Below are 19812 nucleotides of genomic sequence, written 5' to 3'. Positions count from 1 at the left end.
GTGCACACTCCAGCTATGAGCCAGGGGATGCTTGGGTGTATGACAATACCAATTTTATCAGCCTCGCCAAATCCTTAATTGAATCGGCAAAGCAAACCACGCAACTGCTGAAAACCGTAGAATTTCTTCGGACGCAGAAAGAGAATATCGAGCGGGTAAACGATGTGATAAGGCAGTTAAAAGCAGTAAGGGAACTCACCCGCAATAACCAGATCCTCTTTGATACGGTTCGGGATGATTTACGGGAAATACTTAATTCCCCATATATAAAACCGGAAGAGATTGCCAGAATCTCCGATTCTTTTAACGCCATTATGGAAAACTCCCTGGAAGATCTTGATTTTATCGATAAGATTTTAACCAGTGACTATTTTAAAATGAGTGATGCAGAAAGGGCGCAAGTACTTAGGGAAAGAGAACTACAATCTAAAGAAATGGTTGCAGAGATCACACTAAAAACAAAACGCTATAACGACATCATTTCCTTTAGAGAGATGCAGGATAAGATCAATAACAGGACTATAAATTACTAAAAATGACAGGGGGCATATTTTTAGGAATAGGTTTGGAGTATGTAGACGCGGTTTTCCAAACAATTAAAAGTAGTGACTTTTCCCAATATACAATCGCCGGAATGAAGTCACTGGCTGTGATGTTCTTCCTTGTAAATATTCTGAAAAAATACAATGAAGGGATTGCAGATAATGATGGATATACCTGGGGCTTGAGCCCCGGAGAGCTGGCAAAGAATTTTGCAATTGTACTTCTCGTTATTTTTTCCACCCAAATCTTAAGTGTTTTCGATGGAATACTGGTAAGTATTGAAACTGAATATGCAGATACCACTTTAGCGCTTATTCCACTTCAACTACAGGATATAGATATTGAACAGGAAGTTGGCGCGCTTGAAGTAGCTAAAAAAGCAATGGCTTTGCTTTATGAAGCCTTAGTAACGCCACTTTACCCGGTAAAGGTGATTTCCTTTGTGGTAGGCTTATTTTTATGGGTGATAGATTTATTTATCTATCCACTATTCCTGGCCGAACGCTTTTTCCTTTTAGGGATTATGCAGGCTTTCTTTCCCCTGGTGATTAGCCTTGCAGTATTTGAAAAGTTCAGGGGGATGGCCTATAACTTCTTTAGGTTATATGCCGCAGTTTATATGTTGGTGCTTAAGCTTTTTTCCTCGTGAATGTATTTGTCAATAATTTATATGCAGAGATCAATACCAACTTTTGGTCAAATCTGCTGGGTTCATCTACTGACAATAATATTATTCGAATTATAGTCGAGGCAGGATCTATCGCATTTATCGTATTTCTAAAGTTTAAGCTCTACACCCGCGCTACCTCTTTTACGATAAGACTTTTTACAGGGTAGTGAAGGGGTAATTACCAGCTACTCCAAGAGTTAATTTGAATTAGTATAAGACCAATAATAAGAAAATGAAAACACCATATAGAAGTATTTACTCAGTTTTAAAAATAAACCGATTTATAGTCCTCACTGCCGTATGTGGGGCAGTAATTTCCAGTCTATATTTTGGATGGATGGTTTTTGATATTCATCGCTCTGCTTTGAATAATGCTTTTGCGATAAATACAGACGGAAGCGTAATTCCGTTAAAGTGGGTTACTCAAAAGGAAAACCTGGAGGTGGAAGCTCTTGCCCATCTGGATCTCTTTCATACCTATTTCTACAATATCGATGCTACTAACTATGAGCGTAACCTGGAAAAAGCCCTATGGCTTGGTAACAGTTCTGTAGATAATGTTTACTAAGCAAAAGAAAGCCGATGGAGTTTATAACAGGTTGCTGCAGTATTCTCTGGTGCAGAAAGTAATAAGCATAGAATCGGAGGTAAATATTGAAATGGAACCATACACTTTTAAGACCAGGACGGTCTTTGAAATTAACCGTGGAAAAATAGTAGACTAAGTATGAACTTATTTCATCGGGGAACTTAATAAACGTAGACCGAAACTTTCCAAACAATACCCACGGGTTATTGATTACCAATTATTTCGAAAACACCTTAAAAAAATTGAACGATGAAAATTGATAAAAAGAAAATTGTCTTTGGCGCTGTACTAGCCACCATTGTATTATTTATAGTGGCCTACAGTGTACTAATCTTCGGAGAGGTTAGTGAAGAACCCTCGGAATTAAAAAACACTCTAGTGCCCGAACTTCAGCAAGAGCAGGAAGATTTTAAATCTAAGCTTGATGCGCTAAATGCTTTAAAGGAGGTGAGGGAAACTACAACTCCAAGCATTTATGATGAAAAATACCTGGATTCTATGGGGTATTATGATCCTGATTTTCCGCAGCGAGAAAAGGGAAGAATCTTAGATAGCATTTATGAACACAATCCTAACAACTACGAAGATTATGGCTTTGAAAATGAATTTTATGAAGAAGAATGGGATACACAATTTGAAGCGGATATTCAGGAGGTTCCAGATCCGTCGCAAGCTTCTCCAAAACCACAGGAAATGGGGCTAGCGCATCAATTATTTTATGCTTCTACTTTTCCAGTAGAGGAGGAGACCACAAAAACTCATCATACTGATATTTCTATTATGGTTGAAGTAGATGGTAACCAGGTTGTTCAGGCCGGGTACCGCTTAAAGATGAGATTGAAACATAGCACTATGATCAATAATATCCAGTTCCCTGCAAACACTCCTGTTTATGGATTCATCAGTTTTCAACCGAACAGGGCTTTGATTGAAATTGAACACATAGCGCATTATCCCGTAAAGTTAAAAGCTTATGATCTCCAGGATGGGAGTGAAGGGATTTATGTTGAAAATAATATTCGAGCAGATGCCAGTAAGGAAGTGATAGGTGATATTATCCAAGACATAAATGTTGCAGGAGTACCACAGGTAGGAGGGCTTAAGCAACTTTTTCAGCGAAACAATAGAAATATTAAGGTGCAGGTCACCAATAATTATAAACTCATTTTAAAAAGAAACTAAAAGTAATAGAAATTATGAAAAAGCAGATCTTGATTTTCGTATTTGTAATGGCCGCTTTCGTAAGGGGAATGGCCCAGGAAAACACCATAGATTTAGATACCATCTATGCCAACGATAGAATGAATGTTGCCCTGATTTTCCCGGAGCCGATAAGGCAGGGGATAACAGGTTCAGAGGAATTTGTATTCACCTACAACAAGGAAAAAGAACAACACCTGGGATTGCTGCAGGCTATTCCAGGAGAGGTGAGTAATTTGCTGGTTATCAGTACAGCGGGTTCAATTTTTTCGTATATTGTAAAGTACTCCGAAGAGCTGGAAAAACTAAATTATTTTATAGCAGAAACTAGGTAAAATCGGGAATGAGATACCAGATCTTTCTGAGAAACTCATTGAGGAGCAGGTATTGTTTTCAGATTCTAAAGCTGAAAAAGAATTAGCAGATAAAGATCCCTATTACCACGATTTTAGTTCACAATTATTAAGAAGCAAACAAAGAATTGGCAAGCTGAGAAAGCGCAAAGATGGAGTGGAATTAAAAATTCAGAATATAGTGTTCCATAATTCGGAATTGTATTTTGTGCTGGAAATTAATAATAATTCTCCCATAGATTACGAACCTGCCTTTTTGGATATTTCTGTGGAAACAAGGAAACAGGGAAGAAAGAAGTCAATCCAGAAATTGCCTGTTTCTCCAGTATATAAACATCTGGTACCGGAGATAATTCCTCAGAAAAAGACCAATCGATTTGTATACGTTCTACCCAAATTCTCCATTGCTGAAGATAAAATTGTAGTAATTGACCTAAAAGAGCAACAAGGCGAAAGAGATATAAAACTTAAAATAAAAAAGCGATTTGTTAATAATCCTAATTAAGAATACGATGAAAAGAATATTATCCCTGGCAGTTTTTGTCATTTTTATGGCTTGTGCCGAAGCAGAAAAATCTTACACCGAAACCGCTCAAATAGTGGTGGAAAGTTTTTATGAAAAGGATCTTCCAACCTTGAAAGAATATACCACAGAAGAAAGTTATCAGGCCTTTATGAATATCCAGGATATGTTCCCGGCGGCTGGTAACGAAAATTCTAATTTTAATGTACTTCAGGAAACCGAAAACGGAGATATAGCCTGGGTAAAATTTACCACAGCCTACGAAGAACAACCGGAAACTTTTAAGCTAATTAGGGAAAATGGAAGCTGGAGAGTAACAGAAATTGGAATGGGGGAGAATGCACCGTTTTGAAATAAATAAATAAAGATTTCTAATATTTATTCTTTTGTGAATCAATGCTAAGATTTGTTAAAAGAAAAACTTGTTTTGAATCACTATTGTGATCGAAGAATATAAATGATTGATGTTTAGGTTTGTTCAGGGAATACTATTGTGTAAGGTGTAAGACCACCTGTCAGAAATATTTTTCAAAATAAAAAATAAAAAAAAGAAAGCTGTTCTTCCAAAATGCATAGCCAGCTTGTAAGATTTCTGGCGGAAATACTATCCTCATGTTTTGGATATGAAGATTGGCAAACGCAAGTTTGCTGATCGAAATTTCAGCTGAGACCCAAATGACCAGAGCTTGACCTGCACCCGCGGAACATTATATTTACCTGTTTTGCAGTTTTTTTGTTGCCGAACTAATTTAATGGGGCGTGGTTCTTTCGCCCCTAGTCTGGAAGCTCCTTTTTACTCTAATTCTTAGGGAGTTTAATCTATGAAATGGCCACGGGTGTTTTAGAAAGCAGAAGCGCTCGGTAAGCGACACCTTTGCAAAGCGAAAACAAAGTAAGAAGAACGGTTCTTGTGCAAAGCTTTGGCAACCGTGCACCGAATTACCTGCTGTTATTGGTTAGTTCGACTGCTCCTAATTTTCTCAGATAAGTCTCAGGCACTTAAGCTTGTTTCCCAGAGATTGGTGTATACATTTTTTAATTTAGGAACTGAAAGAGGTTTGTAGATATAGTCTCTTACCAATTTATGGTTTTCTGCTTTATTTAGATCGGCATTGGTTATGGAAGAGGAAAGAATATTAATTTTAAAATCATTCTGATTACCGAGATGATCAAGAAATTGCCAGGCATTCATTTCAGGCATATTTATATCTAAGAATAGGATGTATTCCCCGGTCTTGTAAAAAGGAATCGTTTTAAGATATTCGAGGGCTTTCTCCGGATTCAGGAAGGTGGTGATAGTTTTTACCTTATCTCCACAGGCTATTTGAATAATCTTTTTGTTGATAAGATTCGTTACCGGATCATCATCGATTAAAATGAAATTCATAGCAGTTATTTTTATTAAAGAACAGTCTGCAGTTTCAAAATTATAAAAGACTGATCTTCATGATTATACTCAAACCAGGGCATAAAAATATATAAAAGGAACAATTCTTAAATAAAAGTTAACAAAAACATTAAAATTTTATTGAAAAACGGTAAGATAGCTCTACTGCAGCCCTATAATAATAAATAATTATCTATAAATTATGTTTTTAACAAATAGTTTAGAAGTAATATTTTATATTTTTAATGTTAATGCTACCTAAATAAAATCTTAAAGTAACCTTAAAAATAATTATCTTTGTAGAACTAAGATCTATCAACTAAGTTTTCTAATTATGGGGAATTGGAAGAATTACTGGAGTTTTCAAGGACAAAAGGCCAAAAACGCGCCGAGATTTATTTTCTTTTTGTTTTTATCCTTTTATTTATTGGGGATCCTGCTTGTAGCTTACTGGATATTCAGTAGCTAGACAGGTATTTGAGGGTAAAGTTAAATTGTATTGAACCCTGAAATTCAGGGTTTTTTTTATTCTAAGGGGGTAAATACTCCGAGGCTTGCCTCGTTAGTAAATGTTTAAAGTCTGAAAACGTGTTCTCCTATATAATGCTCCGTGGGCTTGCCCCGGGAGAAATTTACTGGTATAGTTAAGGCGGACGGCGGTGCGAAGCGAGAGAGCCATCTCGCCGGGGTTAGTTGGTAGTCTTTAGTCCTTAGCTAGTAGCTTTTTTTGGTTGGAAATGTGAAGCGGAATTAGTCTACAGTCTCATTGGTAAGTTTGGATCAGAGCATTGGCAATGTTTTCATTTACTCAATTTTATTATCTTTAAAAAGAATATTAAAAACCAATTACTATTATGGGTAAATTTGAGATTAAAAAAGACAAAGCGGGGGAATTCCGTTTTAACCTAAAGGCCGGAAATGGCCAGGTTATTTTAAGCAGTGAAGGCTACAAAGCGAAGCCTTCCTGTATGAATGGGATAGAATCTGTTCGCACCAATTCCCAGTCTGATGAACGTTTTGAACGAAAAGAAACGGCCACAGGGCATAGATTTAACCTGAAATCCACCAACGGACAGGTTATTGGTACCAGCGAAGTGTATACTACCGTATCTGCTATGGAGAACGGAATCGCATCGGTAAAAAAGAATGCGCCCGATGCTACAATAGATGATAATTCTTAAGTATTAATCTAGGGGTTGATGAAAGTAGTGTGGCCAATAACATAGGCTGCACTACTTTTTTTTAACTTGTTTATAATATTTTAGGCGGACGGCGATGCGCAGCGAGAGAGCCGTCTCGCCGGATTTAATTTTAATTTATAATTCCAAAAATAAATGGCACTGGGCCTTTTTATCACTTCTATTTAATAGGTAAGAATTGATCGATCATTTACTCATGGTTAAAGGGATATGGGGGTAAGATGGTTTTAGATATTCCGATTTTAAGAAAAAATTAGTACTTTTATAGGGATACCCTACACTATTCTTTAAAAATTTTACCATATGAGAAATGCACTATTGTTTTTTACAATGGTTTTTTTTCTGGTTTCCTGTGAAAAAAAGCCGCCGTCTCCTGATGAACTATATGAAAAATACAGAGGGAGTGTAGTTTTAATTAAGAATGAATATTACCATAAAGCTATTCTTGATAATGATTTAGAATTTTACTTTACGGAAGGCCCTGAGGGGATTGAACTTTTTATGGAGGAAGAGGAAGCCAGGGATAATTCAATGATCGCCTATGGCTCGGGATTTTTTATCGATTCCGAAGGGAAGATTGCCACAAACAGACATGTAGTCTACCCGGAAGGGGACTTTCGGGTTTTCCAACTTATTGATGATTATATCTCGAATCTTAGAAATGAGATGAAAGCTGACTATACCTCTAATACTGAGCGAATGGAAAAACTTTCCAGCTATTATAATGAATATTTTGATTACCTGGGTTATAGTGAACGCAGTGAATTAGAGGAAGAATATGAGGAATTACAAGAAGAAAATAAGGTGATAGAAGAGGTTTTTCCGAAACTTGAATTTAATGAAAGAGCTTCTAAAATTGAACTTGTTCAGGTGGACCTTTCAATTGCCTATGACAATACCTTTGTTGAGGATGATGATGATTATATAAGTTGTATACCGATCAGAAAATCGGAAAGGGAGGAAATAGACCTTGCTATTATCCAATTGAAGAATAAACGAACGCCTGCAGAAATCACCAGTTTTTTTAAACTTCCGTCACTGGAGGAACTACCGCAGGTAAAAATGAGCGAGGATATTTATATGATAGGATATAATCAGGGGGTGAATCTTGCTCAAACCAAAGAGGGTGTTAAATCGCAATTCACAACAGGTAATGTTAGCCAGGATCCGGATTCAGATAGGATTTTATATTCTATACCAACTCTGGGAGGTTCAAGCGGCAGCCCCATTTTTAACTCCTGGGGAGATTTGATCGCGGTGAACTTTGCTAAAACAAGAGATTACCAAGGGTTTAGTTTTGGGGTGCCGAGTAAAAAACCTGGTGCAACTTTACAAGGATATACCGCTGACGGAAGCCGAAACAAGGTTAGCCTCAACTCCAGGTGAATCTGAGAGCATTCCTACCGCTTCTGCTAATACAGAAGTGGAAGAGAAAATAGATTTTTCAAATAAAATAAGAGGTCTGCTCGATGCCGAGGAACGCAGAAATTTTGAGGAAATCAACTCATTTTTCAGTCCTAATATGAAAAGGTACTGGAATGTGTCTTATCCAACCAAAGAGGAACTATATAAGCAATATACCGATTCCTGGGATATTATTCTGAGTGCTTCCAACCGAATACTTGAAATTGAGAGATTGAATAAATTCAATTATATTCTTCATACAGATTATAATTATACGCTGCGCGAAAGCAAGAATCAAAAATCAACTCGTAGCGAGGTACGGTATAAGTTTAATGAAGAAGGAAAAATTGTTGAAATATATGGGATTTAATAATCTATCATCAAAAAAGACCAGAAATTATGGATAAGGATTTGTGGGAAGAAATATGTTTTATTTTAACTGAAACAATTCCTTCCAATGTTTCTGAACAGATTTACGAAAACAAAGTTATAAGAGTCTTTGAGAAATTAGGGTGGAGCCATTATAAAAAGGAACTTACTGTTAGGGAATCAATTCAATTTGGAGCGGCTAATCGAATGTGCCCAGATATAATAATTCGAAACAGTAATGCTGAACCTGTTTGTGTTATTGAAATAAAGAAACCCACAGCTGATTTAAATTTTTCGGGCCATAGAAGTCAGCTTGCATCTTATATGAGGATGCTCAGGACGCCTGTTGGAATTTTGGTAGGGGATAAATTTAAGGTTTATACTGAAATGCCGGAATCATTGGTGAATGAAATCTACCTTGTTGAAGAAGTTCCACTAAGAAAATCCTCTGAAAAAGGAGAAGACTTTGTTCGCACGTTTAAAAAATCTGAAAATATCCGGGAATCCGTTAATTCCTATATTCAGAAGGGCTTAAATAAATTAGAAAAAGAGCAAAAGAAAAAAGCAATTGAAACCAGGATAAATGATCCCGATTTCAAGGATGAAATTTCAGATTGGGTAAGAGAAAAACTCAGTGAATTTTATGATCCCGGGGTGGTAGCAAAGATTTTGGATGATTATGAATTTGAGATTAATTCCAAGGGAAGCTCTTTCCAGGATTTTGAAAGTTCTTATTCATCGGTGATACATACTTCCCGGAACAGGGCCGATAATCTGGATTCAAAAAGAACAAAAGACGGACTTAAAATCGGAGAATATGTACAAAAGAACTTTAGAGAGGTATTTGCCGAAAATAAGCTAAACTCTAATGATATTCAGGCCCTGCAAAGTCCAGATTATTCCAAGAGGGTCTTTAATGCAGGATACCCTGTATTAAGAAATATTACCCAGGGTCGGGCTGATCACAAAGGCTATAACAGATATTACAAGGATGTTTATGGCGGGAAGTACTACCTGAGCGCCCAATGGAATGTTTCACACTGGGATGCTTTTGAGGCCTGGTTAAAGGAGATTAAGCGGAGGGGCTTGCCATAATTCTATGAATTGCTATTTAATAAATTCCCAATTGTTGAGATAATGAGTTTTATCTATTTTATTAAGTCCAGAAATGTAATAAAAAACTTTGCAGAGCAAAACTCACCTTAGACAACCAATCAAGCCTAGGGAGCAAAGGAGCCTAAGAAGCCTTTCGTCTCATCACTTATTCAAAACTTCGAAAAAACTAAATAACCACTCCATATTTGATTTCATTTAGTTCAGGAATTCATAATGATATTTTTCGGCCATTTCACTTTTAGAAAATATCAGAAATTTATCATTACTTGTTATTTTTACCCAACTTTAATTTTTATAGGTTCTCCCTGGCCAGTTTGCATTTCTTCAAGGTGCAACCTTATTTGGATCTCTTCATTGGTTGTAGGGGAGTGGTAATAATAATCTATGTACAAAAATTCCTCCTGTTCTTTAGGGAATACAATTGTTCTTTTACGTTTACTTCTGTTTTCACAAATTAATATAAGTCTGTCATCTACAATTTGGGTTTCCTGGATATTTAAAACTTCTATATCCTTGCCTTGGTTTGTTTCGGTTACAATAGTTACATCATTGGGTTCAAAAAACGATTCTTCGGTCAACCAATTTAATTCTGACCTGTAGATGTTGGGATAAGTTTCAGTAAGAAAAGAGTTATAAACTTCCTGCCCAAAAAAGTTTAAGGGTATAAATAAAAAAATTAAGCAAAGAGTTTTCATTCTACTAAAGATATGATATTAAACTCTTTATAATGTTATAGTCCAAAAAAAGCTCTAATAAAATTTTAGAATGAACGCTTCTTTTTTATCTATCTACACTTTATCTTAATAATCTCATCGATCCTGCTGGTGTATCGATTTGACAATCTTTCCTGTTTCATCTTCCAGGTGCGACCAAGATCCATTCCGGCAAATTTTACTTTTCCGTTTTCTGCTTCGTTTAGCTAGTCTATAGTTTTCATTAGCAAAGGGTGTCGGGGATCTTCTTCTGAAAATAAAGAAAGTTGCCGTTCGGAAGCGGGGGAAATGCCCATTATAATCACCCCTGCTTTTTTGTACTGGTAGCCGGGTTTATATATTTTTTTAAGTCCATATAAGGCAGCTTTAGTCAAGACCATAGTAGAATGCGTTGGATTTGATAGTTTAACCACCATATTAGCTCTGTATTGCTTGAGGTCGGTTCTAAAAGGGTTGGTTATTAAAAACACATACAATTGGCTATTTCGGAGGGACCGTGCCACTGATTTCGGTTCAAACAGTGCCACTTTGAAAGATCATGCAATTATATAAAAAATTAATATTACTCGTTTTTCAGAACTCTTTTTCTTAATGATTCTCCTTTGAGATCTATCCTATGTGAGGAGTTTACTATCCTGTCCAGGATTGCATCAGCAATAGTTCCTTCCCCTATAATATCGTACCATGCAGATACTGGTATTTGAGAGGATAATATGGTAGATGTTTTATTGTATCGGTCATCGATTATATCCATTAAGGTCTCTCTTGCATGATTGTCGAAGGCTTGAAGTCCAAAATCATCAAGGATGAGCAGATCTGCTTTAAGTAATTTATTTAATTCCTTGAGATAGGTTCCATCAATTTTACTGAGTTTTAACTTCTTAAATAGACGGGCAGTGTTCGAGTAGATGGTTTTATATTCCATCATGCAGGCCTGATGACCTAAGGCCTGTGCTAAATAACTCTTGCCTACTCCGGAGGCACTAAGTCAGTATAAGGTTTTCCTTTTTAGCTATAAAATCCAGGGATCCCAGACCAACAAACATGTTCCTGTCGAGGTTACGATTGGAGGCGTAGTTTACTTCAGCAAGACTTGCTTTCTGTCTAAAGTTTGCTTGTTTAAAAAGACGATCTATCTTCCGGTTCTGGCGATCCTCCCACTCATGGTCTGTGAGTAGTGCAAGATATTTATCGGCAGTGATATCGTTTAATTCATTGTTCTTTACATGCTGAAGGTGTAGCTGAGCCATAGCCCCCAGTCGCATTTGTTTTAGTTTTTCAATAGTCTGATTGTTATTCATATTTCTGGATTAAAATGATTTATTGATAAGCAGCGGCACCTCTGATGTTTTGATGGGATGGGATATGAGTTTTATCTTCTTCAAGATCCTGATAAAAAAGAGAGCTTTGGTCAAGGTTGTTCTTTAGGATATTCTTGATATGCATATAAGAAGTCGCATCTGCCTGTAAAGCTCGTTTACAAGCATTATCAAGTCTTTTAGAACCGTAAGACTTATGGAGCTGGATAAGGCCCATCACCCGCTTATAGCCTGTTTCGGGATACTCATTGTCAGCAAGTATCTTTTCCACACAAGTCACTACGTGAGCACCGTGAGGAGCGGCTTTGTTTTTAAAGTATTCAGGACTCCAGGAGGTATAACCTTTATGGGTGCTACTTAAATCATCTGTATTTGTATTGTAGCTTCCTTTACTTGGATTTCGCTGGTGCAGGGCTATTCGAACGTGATTGTAATAAACCTCGACCACAGTTTTGGTATAATGGATCAGGGTCTTTTTACCGATGTAGCGGTAGGGAACACTGTAGTAGCTTTTATCTGGAGAGAAGTATACATATCCCATCTTTTGCACCTTTGCCCGTTTATAGTCTTTGATTTCATAGGCAGATGTTGGCAGGGGTTTTAAGTACTCACGTTCTACTGATTGAAACAGTTCTCTACGGCTGGCTTCCTTTCGCTGGAACAGTAGGTTATTATAGCCAACAAGTAAGCGCTTTATCTCCCGGTTTAGATCCTGTAAAGAGAAGAAGGTCATCTCCCGTAGGGGATAGTAAATACGCTGATAAACAAGATGCACTGCATTCTCAACCAAAGCTTTGTCTTGTGGAGCATAGCTGCGGGTGGGATTGATCACACAGTTATAATGGCGGGCAAAATCTTTAAAGCTCCGGTTGATCTCCGGCTCATATTTGCTGGCTCTGGTCACTGCCGATTTTAAGTTGTCTGAGACAATCGCCTTGGGAACACCTCCGTAATAATGTAGTGCATTACCGCAAGAAATAATAAGATCCTCCCGTTTTTGGCTTAAGTTAGCCTCTACGTAAGTATACTGGCTGTTGGGAAGAATAGCTATAAATACCTCTACCGGAATGATTTCTCCGGTTTCTTTATTAACGACATGTAATTTTTTACCCGCATAGTCAATGTACATTTCATTACCAGCTTCATGTTCCAGTTTCATGGAACCTTTGACCTTGGCATATTTCCGCCGATAATGCTCCATAAACTGCGTATAGCTGTAGGGCTGGGAAGCCTGCTGCGCATATTCCTGATAATGGTACAGAAAAGTAAACCCAGGATGATTCCGGGCCTTATTGACCCCCTCACAATATAGCATCAGTTCATCATGCCGCTCATTATCAATAGTGGTATGTGAAGGAAAAAGCGCACTCAGACGTGCATTGTCAAAGGAAAGTAGTTCTTTAAAGGAATAGTCACTGGCCGTAAAAAACCTCATGTAGCTGTTGACCGTGTTACGGGAGATGCCTAGAGTGGTAGCTATCTTACGATTGCTAAAACCATCCAGGCTCAAAGTAATAATTTGTTTTAAGTCCATCGGATCAAGGGTGTTGGCCATATCTTATTACATTTTTGTAACAAGATATTACTTGATCTTCCAAAGTGGCACAAAACGAACCGATACGACTGGCACAATTTGAACCGTTACCACTTTCAGCATTGCCAAAAAGTGGCACAAATTAAACCGAAACGCCTGGCACTAACCGACCTAAATCACTGGCACAATTCGAACCGAAATAGCCAACAGTAAAGTGCAGTTTGAATCCTGTTTACGAAGTTTAGCTGCCGCTTTTGCTGCATAAGTGGCTACCCGCTCCCTAAGATCATTAAAATCACTATACATCTTATCAAAGCTTCGGGTAACTGCAATGTTCTTTTTATTCTTTACTTCTTCAAAATCCAGTGTGGACTCACCAGACAGATCCCGTTTTAACCGCAAGCCGACAACGCTCATTTGTTTTTTAGCATATTGATTGGGAAGCTGAATAAAATCCCAGGCATTTTCCACATTGATATTTAATAATCGTTTTTCGTGCTGGCGGCCTATTCCCCAAACATCGCCAATCTTTGTCCAACGTAATGCCTTTTCTTTCTTTTCTTCTGAATCTATCGCGTAAACGCTACTAAGTGCGATCGGCGAATTTCTTAGCAATTTTATTGGCAATTTTTGCAAGGGCTTTTGTGGGAGCCAGGCCAACATTAATTGGAATTCCGGTATGGCTTAGAACACGTTCTACCATTTCCTTTCCAATTCGTTCAAGGTCATATAATTCAAAGCCATTAAACTTCAGAAAAGATTCGTCTATGGAGTATATTTCTATTTCAGGCGTAAATTGGGAGAGGATATTCATTACTCGTACGCTCATATCTCCATATAGGGAATAATTACTGGAGAAAACGGAAATCCCTTTAGCTTCAAAATCTTTTTCAAATTGAAAGGCCTAGTGCGCCCATAGGAATGCCCATCACTTTAGCTTCATTACTTCGCGCAATTACACAACCGTCATTATTACTAAGCACAACCACTAAGTTTATTCCGAAGGGAAGGATCAAAAACCCGTTCACAACTCGCATAGAAATTATTGCAATCTACCAGGGCAAACATATTACAGGTCTTTTATGCAGTGAGTAACGATACCCCAGATCACAAAATCATTTTCCGGGGTAACTTTTATGGGTTGATACTTTTCATTTTCAGCCACCAGCCAGATGATATCTTTTTCAATCTTAATTCGCTTAACGGTAAATTCTCCATCGAGAAAACAAACTGCTATATTCTGATTTTTTGGTCTTAAGCTTTTATCAATAACTAAAAGATCCCCATTCCCGATTCCGGCACCGATCATACTATCGCCTTCAGCCCTGCCAAAGAAGGTAGCTTCTTTATTTTTAATGAGTTGTTGGTTAAGGTCAATAATATCTTCTAAATGATCCTCCGCTTAGTGAAGGAAAACTTAGCGGAAATCCCACAGGAAGAAAGTGGCAATATTAAATTATGAAGCGAATATTTTTTGTAAATTTTCATTAACTACAAATTGAAAAACAAAAGTAGGTAATTTTCCAAATAATAGGATATAATCCAATTTATTTAAAATGTGTTACGAAACCAGTCTTACTAAAAAATTATCAGCTATTGAGAAACAAACCTAGTGCGGTTATGCGATACCCAGAAGTTTATGAACCCTGGTACCATTTGTCGGGGTTTTCTCATCCTAACATGTTTTGCATTCCCATGGACGAACCGGATACTATATTACCCATGGAGTGGGGGCTTATTGCGCCGTGGGCAGACGACATTTTGAAATTCCGAAAAAAATATAATACGCTTAATGCGAAAGCGGAAACACTTTTAACCAGTAATATGTATAAAGAGGCTTCCAGAGAACGTCGCTGTTTAATACTTGCTGATGGTTTTTTTGAACCTCACTATGAAAAAATGAGTGGTCCTGCTACACCATATTATTGTTATCTGGAAGACCGTAAACTCTTTAGCTTTGCAGGAATCTACAATAAATATGATGAGGATTATTGGACAGTTAGTTTAATTACTAGGGAGGCAAATGATTTCTTTGCTGAAATCCATAATAAGAAGAAAAGAATGCCTTTGGCTGTAGATCCCAATTTTGAAGGAGAGTGGCTTGATCCCGATTTAAACGACAATGGAATTGAGGAAGTGCTGGCTACGAGTTTTATGCGAGAGCCTTTTAAAGCACATCCAGTAACCAGAGATTTATATAAACGAGGAATTGATACCAACACGCCAGAATTTCTACAATCTAGTAGATGATGGAGCAGGGGAGCAAGGTAAGTTGTTTTAATTTTTTAAAGCTGCTTCATCAGGTTTCAGACTTTTTTCTTTTCCTTAAAAGACTTACAGATATTGCGCACCTCCCTGTATATTTTTATATAATTTTCATTGATGTCTTCCTCTGAAAAAAACTTTGTCAAATCGGGTAGTTCCCGTTTAATATTCTGCTGAGTAAATTGAACTTTTTTATCAATTCCATCAGCATAAGTAATAAATTCTCCCTGTTTCAAGCTAAAAAATACATTTGCCCTAACCTTATAAATCTCTTTTTCTCCCGTAGAAATTTTTGTATCGAAATCCAGACTTAGTTCCCCGCATTACAGTTTTTGTTTCATCTTTTATAATTTCAAAAAAACGTTCGTAAAAGCGTGCGGTGTCGGGATCATTTACTTTCCCGAAGAACTGATAGGAAAGATTGCTTAAAATCGCCTTACTGGCTTTGTCTCCATACATCATATCGTTCTGAATCTTATCCTGCATCACATATACGGTGGCTATATCATAACTTCTTAAGGTGGCAGGGATACGATGCATATTTAACAAGCGTATGGTTGGAGCTTCTTCAATAAGGAGGAAAGATGGTCTGGAATGTCTCACGCTCATTTGCTTTACAATGGTATGCATTATAGTGGCGATGATCGGTGAATATGAGGAATCGTACTTTGGGTTGTTTATCAAAGAAATCACTGCCGGATTCTGAGGATTATTAATATTGAGAGGAATATTATCTGCTGCCAGTGCCATGAAAATACGTTTACTACTAATCTTCATCAGGGCAGTAGAAAGCGTGCTTTTTACTCCGGCAGTTTGTCTTTCAGAATCCTTGCCACCAATAAAAGCATCTGCAAAAGCCCGGGAAGTTTGATTAGATTTTAAAAAATCAATAAGCTCATCGGTGTCCAGGTTTTGGTAAATAGCAATGAGATGAGGGAGTGTACAATATTCCGGAAAAGAAACTTTCAGTTTCCAAATAAGTCCGGAAATTAATCCCTGCGCGGCATCATTAAAAAATTTATTTATTCCTGTGGCTCCTGTTTCTTTTTGCTCCAGAAGGTTTTCAATTAAAACTCTAGACACCTCATTAATATCCTCTTCATTTATTATATACCTCGGTGCAATAGGGTTTACCCTGTGAATTATTTTATCAAAGGAGAGGATATAGAATGGTATATTCCGATTCCTAAAGAGGGGGTAAGCCATTTCGGTGATTTCGAAATCTTTATAGTCGTGTATAAGTCCACAGAAAGAATTTCGGCTGAAATGATCCAACAGGTTATATACCACACTTTCTGTTTTTCCACTACCTGCAGCTCCAATGACTGAAACCCCTCGCTTAACATTATTGATCTGGAATCTACCATTTTGGGTTTTAAACAGTACCTGGTATTTACTCTCAATATTGGACGGTTCTTTCTTAGGTAAAAATACATATAAGACAGTATTAATTAAAATAAGGGGGCAACCTAAATAAAGACCTATAGTTGCTATTTGTGTAAGGGATGGGGCATCAGGTAAAATACCCCAAAGGCACAAAGTGCAAAGCAGTAAATTTATAGGAAAAGCGAAAGAGGTTAATTTATAGATTCGGAAAAAAATACCACTTCCGATAGCAATGCAGAAAATTAAATTAATGAAGTTTGTTTCCATAGCAGATGAATTTAAATTCCTATTGATGCAGATCTGGAAGCTGTTAGAATTCCATTTTGAATTGATTTAATAAGTTTCACTGTGAGTTGTGCCTTGGAAATAGGAATCACTGGAGGAAGCGGAATTCCTGTTTCCTTAAGCATTTTCATAGCCAAAGCCTTTTCTGAAGCAGGAAGTCCCATTATGGCAGAAAAATATAATTTCGGACTTTTAATAAAGTCTTTTCTCGCCTGATAGGTTTCAACAAAGTTGCGCTGATATTGAAATGTTTTATCAAATGTTTTTTCAGCCTTTTGGTAAAAAAAATCCCTGTCAAATCCTCTTTTTACCATCTTGCCATTCATTTCCACTTCAGAACTTTTGTATTTGCTTCCTGGGGATAAGCTAACGGAATTGGAAGCATCTTTTCGGCTCACTATAATATGAATATGGCTTTGGTTACCTTCCTTGAACATTCCCTGGACAATACGTTGTCCGTTTTGCTGGTGGGGAGCTTCCCTTTCCAGTTTAAATATCTGTTGTTCCCGGGATTTTATATTCCCTTGCATTTCGCCCCGTTCTATTTTTCGAATCTCATTTTTTAGCACCTGGATCTTTGTTGCATGAGGTTGATTTTCTTTTATCTGGAAATCGGTTCCTTTAAATGTTCTATGGTGCTCGATCTTTGCGAAATATTTAATATCATTTACATTAATTGGTCTGCCATTAATCTCGCGATTGAAACTGGAGGCATAATCTTTCATTAGTTCCCTGGTATATTGCTTTAAAGCTTCTGAGTTGTTTTGTAGTTTTTTCAATTCATATTGCGAAGGATTTACGGTTATTGAGTAAAATTTTGGTTCAATTTTTTTGAGCTTTGCGGTGTTGGTATCTATTTCCTTGATGACCACCTCTGGAGAAATACCATCCTCTTTCTGATTAAAGAAAAACTCATGATCTTTTTCCATACCGGGAAGCTGGTTTTCTTTCTCCAGGTAATCAACAAAGCCTGCGGCACTTTGAGAATAATTTGATCCCAATTTCTGGGGTGTAATGGTGATATACATAGCGAGTTATTTATAAAAGTCGGGATGAGTATCATCTTGTTCATAATCCCTTTTCCGATTCGAGTTATTATTTTTAGGATCTGAAGCTTCCATCAGGGATTCCAAAATCGCCAGAGTTGGGTTTACTTTATTCTTTTCCATATCCTTAGTTATCGCGATCACTGCATTTATTCTTTTCTTCACAATATTTTCAATCCGTCTCCCGGTGGGTCCAAAATTTTCCTTTGGGGAAATCTCATTGTAAAAGAAAAAATCCAGCATTCCGGCCATAGCTTCCGAATGCGTTTTGTAATGCTTTTTAGAAAACTGCTGGAAACGTTTTGCCGTTTCTCGTTTGAACCGAATAGTGATAAAATGATCCATTTCTCTTTTTAATTGTTGAGTTTGACGCAAATCCTTCCTTGTTTATAGGCCTTACCGAGGCATTTGACGCAAATCCATATTTTTAAAATATTTATATTTTTTTTAATCATTTGAAAATCAAATAAATAAAATCGAAAAGGTAGCCTCAACATCGCTTTGCGTGTTGCCCTCTTGCTCTACCTTTTCGTCCCGCAGGGACAAAAATTTTGACTATTAAAATGAATTTAATAGCGCTTTTATTAGTGAGAAACTGAATCCCATTTTTTATGATATGAAAGGGAAAATTTTGAAATTAACTGTAAGGAATTGAAGGAATAATTGAGAATTCTGTAATTAAAAAACGGATCATGAAGCTCATAACCCGTTCTAAAAAATCTAATTTAAATGTTCTTATAATATCCCTTCATCGGCAAAACTGAAATACTCTCCATCTGGCGATAAGATTATATGGTCCAGTATTTTAATATCAAATAGCTCACTAAGCATTTTTAATTTTTTCAGTTAGCATTTTATCGGGTTGGCTAGGCTTTAAAGTTCCTGACGGATGGTTGTGAGCAAGAATTATTGAGGTCGTAACGGACTTTAGTACTACTGCAAAAACAATTCTAACATCTACTAAGGTAATGTAATTCCACCTTTGGAAAGTGTATAAATACCTTTTACCTTATTGGAATTATTAAGGAGTAACATTTTAAAGCTCTCGTAAAGTTCAATATTCTGTTTATCCCAATGCTTGTATAATAGGTTGGCAGCATCAAGGGATGAAGATACTTTGGGAAGCAATTTTGTTTTAATACTTCCGCTGTAACTTATGGCAATTTCATTAACTTTGGTTTCCATTATTGATTTGTTTAAAGTTAGATAATGAAAGAGGGCGCAATTTTCGACGATGACGCCCTCTTTGCTTTTAATTTATTTTTCCAATATTGGGTTTCCCAGTAACAAAATTTCATTAACCAGGATTTCGGTGATACAGCGTTTTTCTCCAGCTTCGTTATCATAAGACTTGTATGTTAACTTGCCGTTTACAGCAATTTCCTTTCCCTTACAGATATATTTGCTGGTAAGCTCTGCCTGTTTATTCCAGGCAACAATTTGATGCCATTGTGCCTCTTGAACTTTTTCGCCATCCTTAAAAAATGTTTCATTAGTAGCCAGAGAAAATCGGCTCACTAACATCCCATTTTCAAATTTGTGCGTTTTTGGGTCTTCTCCCACATTTCCGATTAACTGTACTGAGTTTCTAAGAGTTTTCATAACTAAAAGATTTAAAGGTTTATAATTGATTTTTAACTGATTTACTCGATAATCGAGATTTATATATTCTAAGACTTGCCTTGATTTTGAATTTTTCTTGTTTTTTCATTTGTTTTTTGACCTATTTTGAGGTGATTTACTTATTGTATCCTGAGCGTTTTCCTTTTTTGATTTTTTAATTCCGCTACCATTTTGTGGATTTGTATGATTTCATTTTTCGGTTATTAGATTTACTTCCCGTAGAGTATCCTATGGTTAAACCAAATTTTTAATAATAAACTTTCTCTATTTAACCCGTCCCACAGGAAA

Annotated in this window: 24 protein-coding genes and 4 pseudogenes; 12 read left to right on the top strand and 16 right to left on the bottom strand. The window is 36.8% G+C overall.

Going from position 1 to position 19812, the window contains the following annotated elements; genetic code table 11:
- Positions 1–35 precede the first annotated feature (35 nt).
- From LZ575_RS09800 to LZ575_RS09770, 7 genes and pseudogenes are all read left to right on the top strand, one after another.
- Complete coding sequence (locus LZ575_RS09800; protein ID WP_311196047.1) at positions 36–533, top strand: conjugal transfer protein; 498 nt, start codon at positions 36–38, stop codon at positions 531–533.
- Between the two features lie 2 nt (positions 534–535).
- Positions 536–1380 (top strand): annotated as a pseudogene (locus LZ575_RS09795) (hypothetical protein).
- A 65-nt stretch (positions 1381–1445) separates the two neighbouring features.
- Positions 1446–2062 (top strand): annotated as a pseudogene (locus LZ575_RS09790) (conjugal transfer protein TraK).
- Positions 2052–2984: a conjugative transposon protein TraM gene (gene traM / locus LZ575_RS09785; protein ID WP_235330471.1), complete on the top strand. Its 933-nt coding sequence runs from the start codon at positions 2052–2054 to the stop codon at positions 2982–2984. The pseudogene LZ575_RS09790 and the gene traM overlap by 11 nt, the downstream one beginning before the upstream one ends.
- Positions 2985–2998: 14 nt before the next feature.
- Positions 2999–3337, top strand: coding sequence for a hypothetical protein (locus LZ575_RS09780; RefSeq protein WP_235330470.1), 339 nt, complete (start codon positions 2999–3001; stop codon positions 3335–3337).
- 52 nt (positions 3338–3389) lie between these two features.
- Entirely contained in the window at positions 3390–3860 is a 471-nt protein-coding gene (locus tag LZ575_RS09775; protein WP_235330469.1) for a DUF4138 domain-containing protein, read from the top strand.
- 7 nt (positions 3861–3867) lie between these two features.
- Positions 3868–4230 carry a hypothetical protein gene (locus tag LZ575_RS09770; protein WP_235330468.1) on the top strand — a complete coding sequence of 121 codons (363 nt, stop codon included), beginning with the start codon at positions 3868–3870 and terminating at the stop codon, positions 4228–4230.
- 639 nt (positions 4231–4869) lie between these two features.
- Here the strand turns inward: LZ575_RS09770 and LZ575_RS09765 are convergent.
- A complete protein-coding gene (locus tag LZ575_RS09765) occupies positions 4870–5265 on the bottom strand; it encodes a response regulator (RefSeq protein WP_235330467.1) in 396 nt (131 codons plus the stop codon).
- A gap of 854 nt (positions 5266–6119) precedes the next feature.
- Between LZ575_RS09765 and LZ575_RS09760 the strand changes: the two genes are divergently transcribed.
- From LZ575_RS09760 to LZ575_RS09745, 4 genes are all read left to right on the top strand, one after another.
- Complete coding sequence (locus LZ575_RS09760; RefSeq protein WP_235330466.1) at positions 6120–6446, top strand: YegP family protein; 327 nt, start codon at positions 6120–6122, stop codon at positions 6444–6446.
- Between the two features lie 321 nt (positions 6447–6767).
- Complete coding sequence (locus LZ575_RS09755; protein ID WP_235330465.1) at positions 6768–7850, top strand: serine protease; 1083 nt, start codon at positions 6768–6770, stop codon at positions 7848–7850.
- Positions 7851–7887: 37 nt separating this feature from the next.
- The gene (locus LZ575_RS09750) at positions 7888–8238 is read left to right on the top strand and encodes a hypothetical protein (protein WP_235330464.1); all 351 of its coding nucleotides are present in this window, start codon (positions 7888–7890) and stop codon (positions 8236–8238) included.
- A gap of 29 nt (positions 8239–8267) precedes the next feature.
- Positions 8268–9332 (top strand): type I restriction enzyme HsdR N-terminal domain-containing protein, encoded by a 1065-nt coding sequence (locus LZ575_RS09745; protein WP_235330463.1) that lies wholly within the window; start codon positions 8268–8270, stop codon positions 9330–9332.
- A gap of 296 nt (positions 9333–9628) precedes the next feature.
- Here the strand turns inward: LZ575_RS09745 and LZ575_RS09740 are convergent, their stop codons facing one another.
- The 10 genes from LZ575_RS09740 to LZ575_RS09705 all read right to left on the bottom strand — a co-directional run bounded on the left by LZ575_RS09740 (position 9629) and on the right by LZ575_RS09705 (position 14276).
- A complete protein-coding gene (locus LZ575_RS09740) occupies positions 9629–9931 on the bottom strand; it encodes a hypothetical protein (protein WP_235330462.1) in 303 nt (100 codons plus the stop codon).
- A gap of 206 nt (positions 9932–10137) precedes the next feature.
- The gene (locus LZ575_RS24270) at positions 10138–10209 is read right to left on the bottom strand and encodes a DUF4113 domain-containing protein (protein WP_409187211.1); all 72 of its coding nucleotides are present in this window, start codon (positions 10207–10209) and stop codon (positions 10138–10140) included.
- A gap of 63 nt (positions 10210–10272) precedes the next feature.
- Positions 10273–10536 carry a hypothetical protein gene (locus LZ575_RS09735; protein WP_235330709.1) on the bottom strand — a complete coding sequence of 88 codons (264 nt, stop codon included), beginning with the start codon at positions 10534–10536 and terminating at the stop codon, positions 10273–10275.
- 92 nt (positions 10537–10628) lie between these two features.
- Entirely contained in the window at positions 10629–10994 is a 366-nt protein-coding gene (locus LZ575_RS22515; RefSeq protein ID WP_255702921.1) for an ATP-binding protein, read from the bottom strand.
- A 55-nt stretch (positions 10995–11049) separates the two neighbouring features.
- A complete protein-coding gene (locus LZ575_RS22510) occupies positions 11050–11367 on the bottom strand; it encodes an ATP-binding protein (RefSeq protein WP_255702920.1) in 318 nt (105 codons plus the stop codon).
- Between the two features lie 19 nt (positions 11368–11386).
- The gene (gene istA, locus LZ575_RS09725; RefSeq protein ID WP_235330461.1) at positions 11387–12940 is read right to left on the bottom strand and encodes an IS21 family transposase; all 1554 of its coding nucleotides are present in this window, start codon (positions 12938–12940) and stop codon (positions 11387–11389) included.
- 150 nt (positions 12941–13090) lie between these two features.
- A complete protein-coding gene (locus tag LZ575_RS09720) occupies positions 13091–13534 on the bottom strand; it encodes a hypothetical protein (RefSeq protein ID WP_235330460.1) in 444 nt (147 codons plus the stop codon).
- On the bottom strand, positions 13506–13748 hold the full coding sequence (locus LZ575_RS09715; protein ID WP_235330459.1) for a hypothetical protein: 243 nt from the start codon (positions 13746–13748) through the stop codon (positions 13506–13508). Before LZ575_RS09715 ends, LZ575_RS09720 begins: the two co-directional genes overlap by 29 nt.
- Before the next feature lie 61 nt (positions 13749–13809).
- Entirely contained in the window at positions 13810–13956 is a 147-nt protein-coding gene (locus LZ575_RS09710) for a hypothetical protein (protein ID WP_235330458.1), read from the bottom strand.
- A gap of 32 nt (positions 13957–13988) precedes the next feature.
- A complete protein-coding gene (locus tag LZ575_RS09705) occupies positions 13989–14276 on the bottom strand; it encodes a LexA family transcriptional regulator (protein ID WP_235330708.1) in 288 nt (95 codons plus the stop codon).
- A gap of 263 nt (positions 14277–14539) precedes the next feature.
- Between LZ575_RS09705 and LZ575_RS09700 the strand changes: the two genes are divergently transcribed.
- Positions 14540–15169, top strand: coding sequence for an SOS response-associated peptidase (locus LZ575_RS09700; RefSeq protein WP_235330457.1), 630 nt, complete (start codon positions 14540–14542; stop codon positions 15167–15169).
- A gap of 56 nt (positions 15170–15225) precedes the next feature.
- Here LZ575_RS09700 and LZ575_RS09695 read toward each other — a convergent pair.
- The 5 genes and pseudogenes from LZ575_RS09695 to LZ575_RS09670 all read right to left on the bottom strand — a co-directional run bounded on the left by LZ575_RS09695 (position 15226) and on the right by LZ575_RS09670 (position 19503).
- Positions 15226–16837 (bottom strand): annotated as a pseudogene (locus LZ575_RS09695) (type IV secretory system conjugative DNA transfer family protein).
- Positions 16838–16848: 11 nt separating this feature from the next.
- Entirely contained in the window at positions 16849–17883 is a 1035-nt protein-coding gene (gene mobB, locus LZ575_RS09690; RefSeq protein WP_235330456.1) for a MobB family relaxase, read from the bottom strand.
- A 6-nt stretch (positions 17884–17889) separates the two neighbouring features.
- Positions 17890–18246 carry a BfmA/BtgA family mobilization protein gene (locus LZ575_RS09685; protein ID WP_235330707.1) on the bottom strand — a complete coding sequence of 119 codons (357 nt, stop codon included), beginning with the start codon at positions 18244–18246 and terminating at the stop codon, positions 17890–17892.
- 390 nt (positions 18247–18636) lie between these two features.
- Positions 18637–19086, bottom strand: a pseudogene (locus tag LZ575_RS22505) (RadC family protein).
- A 72-nt stretch (positions 19087–19158) separates the two neighbouring features.
- On the bottom strand, positions 19159–19503 hold the full coding sequence (locus LZ575_RS09670) for a single-stranded DNA-binding protein (RefSeq protein ID WP_235330454.1): 345 nt from the start codon (positions 19501–19503) through the stop codon (positions 19159–19161).
- Positions 19504–19812 lie beyond the last annotated feature (309 nt).

The organism is Antarcticibacterium sp. 1MA-6-2 (genome assembly GCF_021535135.1).
Lineage (GTDB): Bacteria > Bacteroidota > Bacteroidia > Flavobacteriales > Flavobacteriaceae > Gillisia.
Note: the sequence above shows the minus strand (reverse complement) of the source record. Positions and strands in the feature narration are given on the sequence as shown.

What these genes read in the sequence shown, in the direction of transcription:
- traM (WP_235330471.1), top strand. Translation starts at nt 2,052, where the DNA reads ATGAAAATTGATAAAAAGAAAATTGTCTTTGGCGCTGTACTAGCCACC.
- LZ575_RS09780 (WP_235330470.1), top strand. Translation starts at nt 2,999, where the DNA reads ATGAAAAAGCAGATCTTGATTTTCGTATTTGTAATGGCCGCTTTCGTA.
- LZ575_RS09770 (WP_235330468.1), top strand. Translation starts at nt 3,868, where the DNA reads ATGAAAAGAATATTATCCCTGGCAGTTTTTGTCATTTTTATGGCTTGT.
- LZ575_RS09765 (WP_235330467.1), bottom strand. Translation starts at nt 5,265, where the DNA reads ATGAATTTCATTTTAATCGATGATGATCCGGTAACGAATCTTATCAAC.
- LZ575_RS09760 (WP_235330466.1), top strand. Translation starts at nt 6,120, where the DNA reads ATGGGTAAATTTGAGATTAAAAAAGACAAAGCGGGGGAATTCCGTTTT.
- LZ575_RS09755 (WP_235330465.1), top strand. Translation starts at nt 6,768, where the DNA reads ATGAGAAATGCACTATTGTTTTTTACAATGGTTTTTTTTCTGGTTTCC.
- LZ575_RS09745 (WP_235330463.1), top strand. Translation starts at nt 8,268, where the DNA reads ATGGATAAGGATTTGTGGGAAGAAATATGTTTTATTTTAACTGAAACA.
- LZ575_RS22515 (WP_255702921.1), bottom strand. Translation starts at nt 10,994, where the DNA reads ATGATGGAATATAAAACCATCTACTCGAACACTGCCCGTCTATTTAAG.
- LZ575_RS22510 (WP_255702920.1), bottom strand. Translation starts at nt 11,367, where the DNA reads ATGAATAACAATCAGACTATTGAAAAACTAAAACAAATGCGACTGGGG.
- istA (WP_235330461.1), bottom strand. Translation starts at nt 12,940, where the DNA reads ATGGCCAACACCCTTGATCCGATGGACTTAAAACAAATTATTACTTTG.
- LZ575_RS09715 (WP_235330459.1), bottom strand. Translation starts at nt 13,748, where the DNA reads ATGAGCGTACGAGTAATGAATATCCTCTCCCAATTTACGCCTGAAATA.
- LZ575_RS09710 (WP_235330458.1), bottom strand. Translation starts at nt 13,956, where the DNA reads ATGCGAGTTGTGAACGGGTTTTTGATCCTTCCCTTCGGAATAAACTTA.
- LZ575_RS09700 (WP_235330457.1), top strand. Translation starts at nt 14,540, where the DNA reads ATGCGATACCCAGAAGTTTATGAACCCTGGTACCATTTGTCGGGGTTT.
- mobB (WP_235330456.1), bottom strand. Translation starts at nt 17,883, where the DNA reads ATGTATATCACCATTACACCCCAGAAATTGGGATCAAATTATTCTCAA.
- LZ575_RS09685 (WP_235330707.1), bottom strand. Translation starts at nt 18,246, where the DNA reads ATGGATCATTTTATCACTATTCGGTTCAAACGAGAAACGGCAAAACGT.
- LZ575_RS09670 (WP_235330454.1), bottom strand. Translation starts at nt 19,503, where the DNA reads ATGAAAACTCTTAGAAACTCAGTACAGTTAATCGGAAATGTGGGAGAA.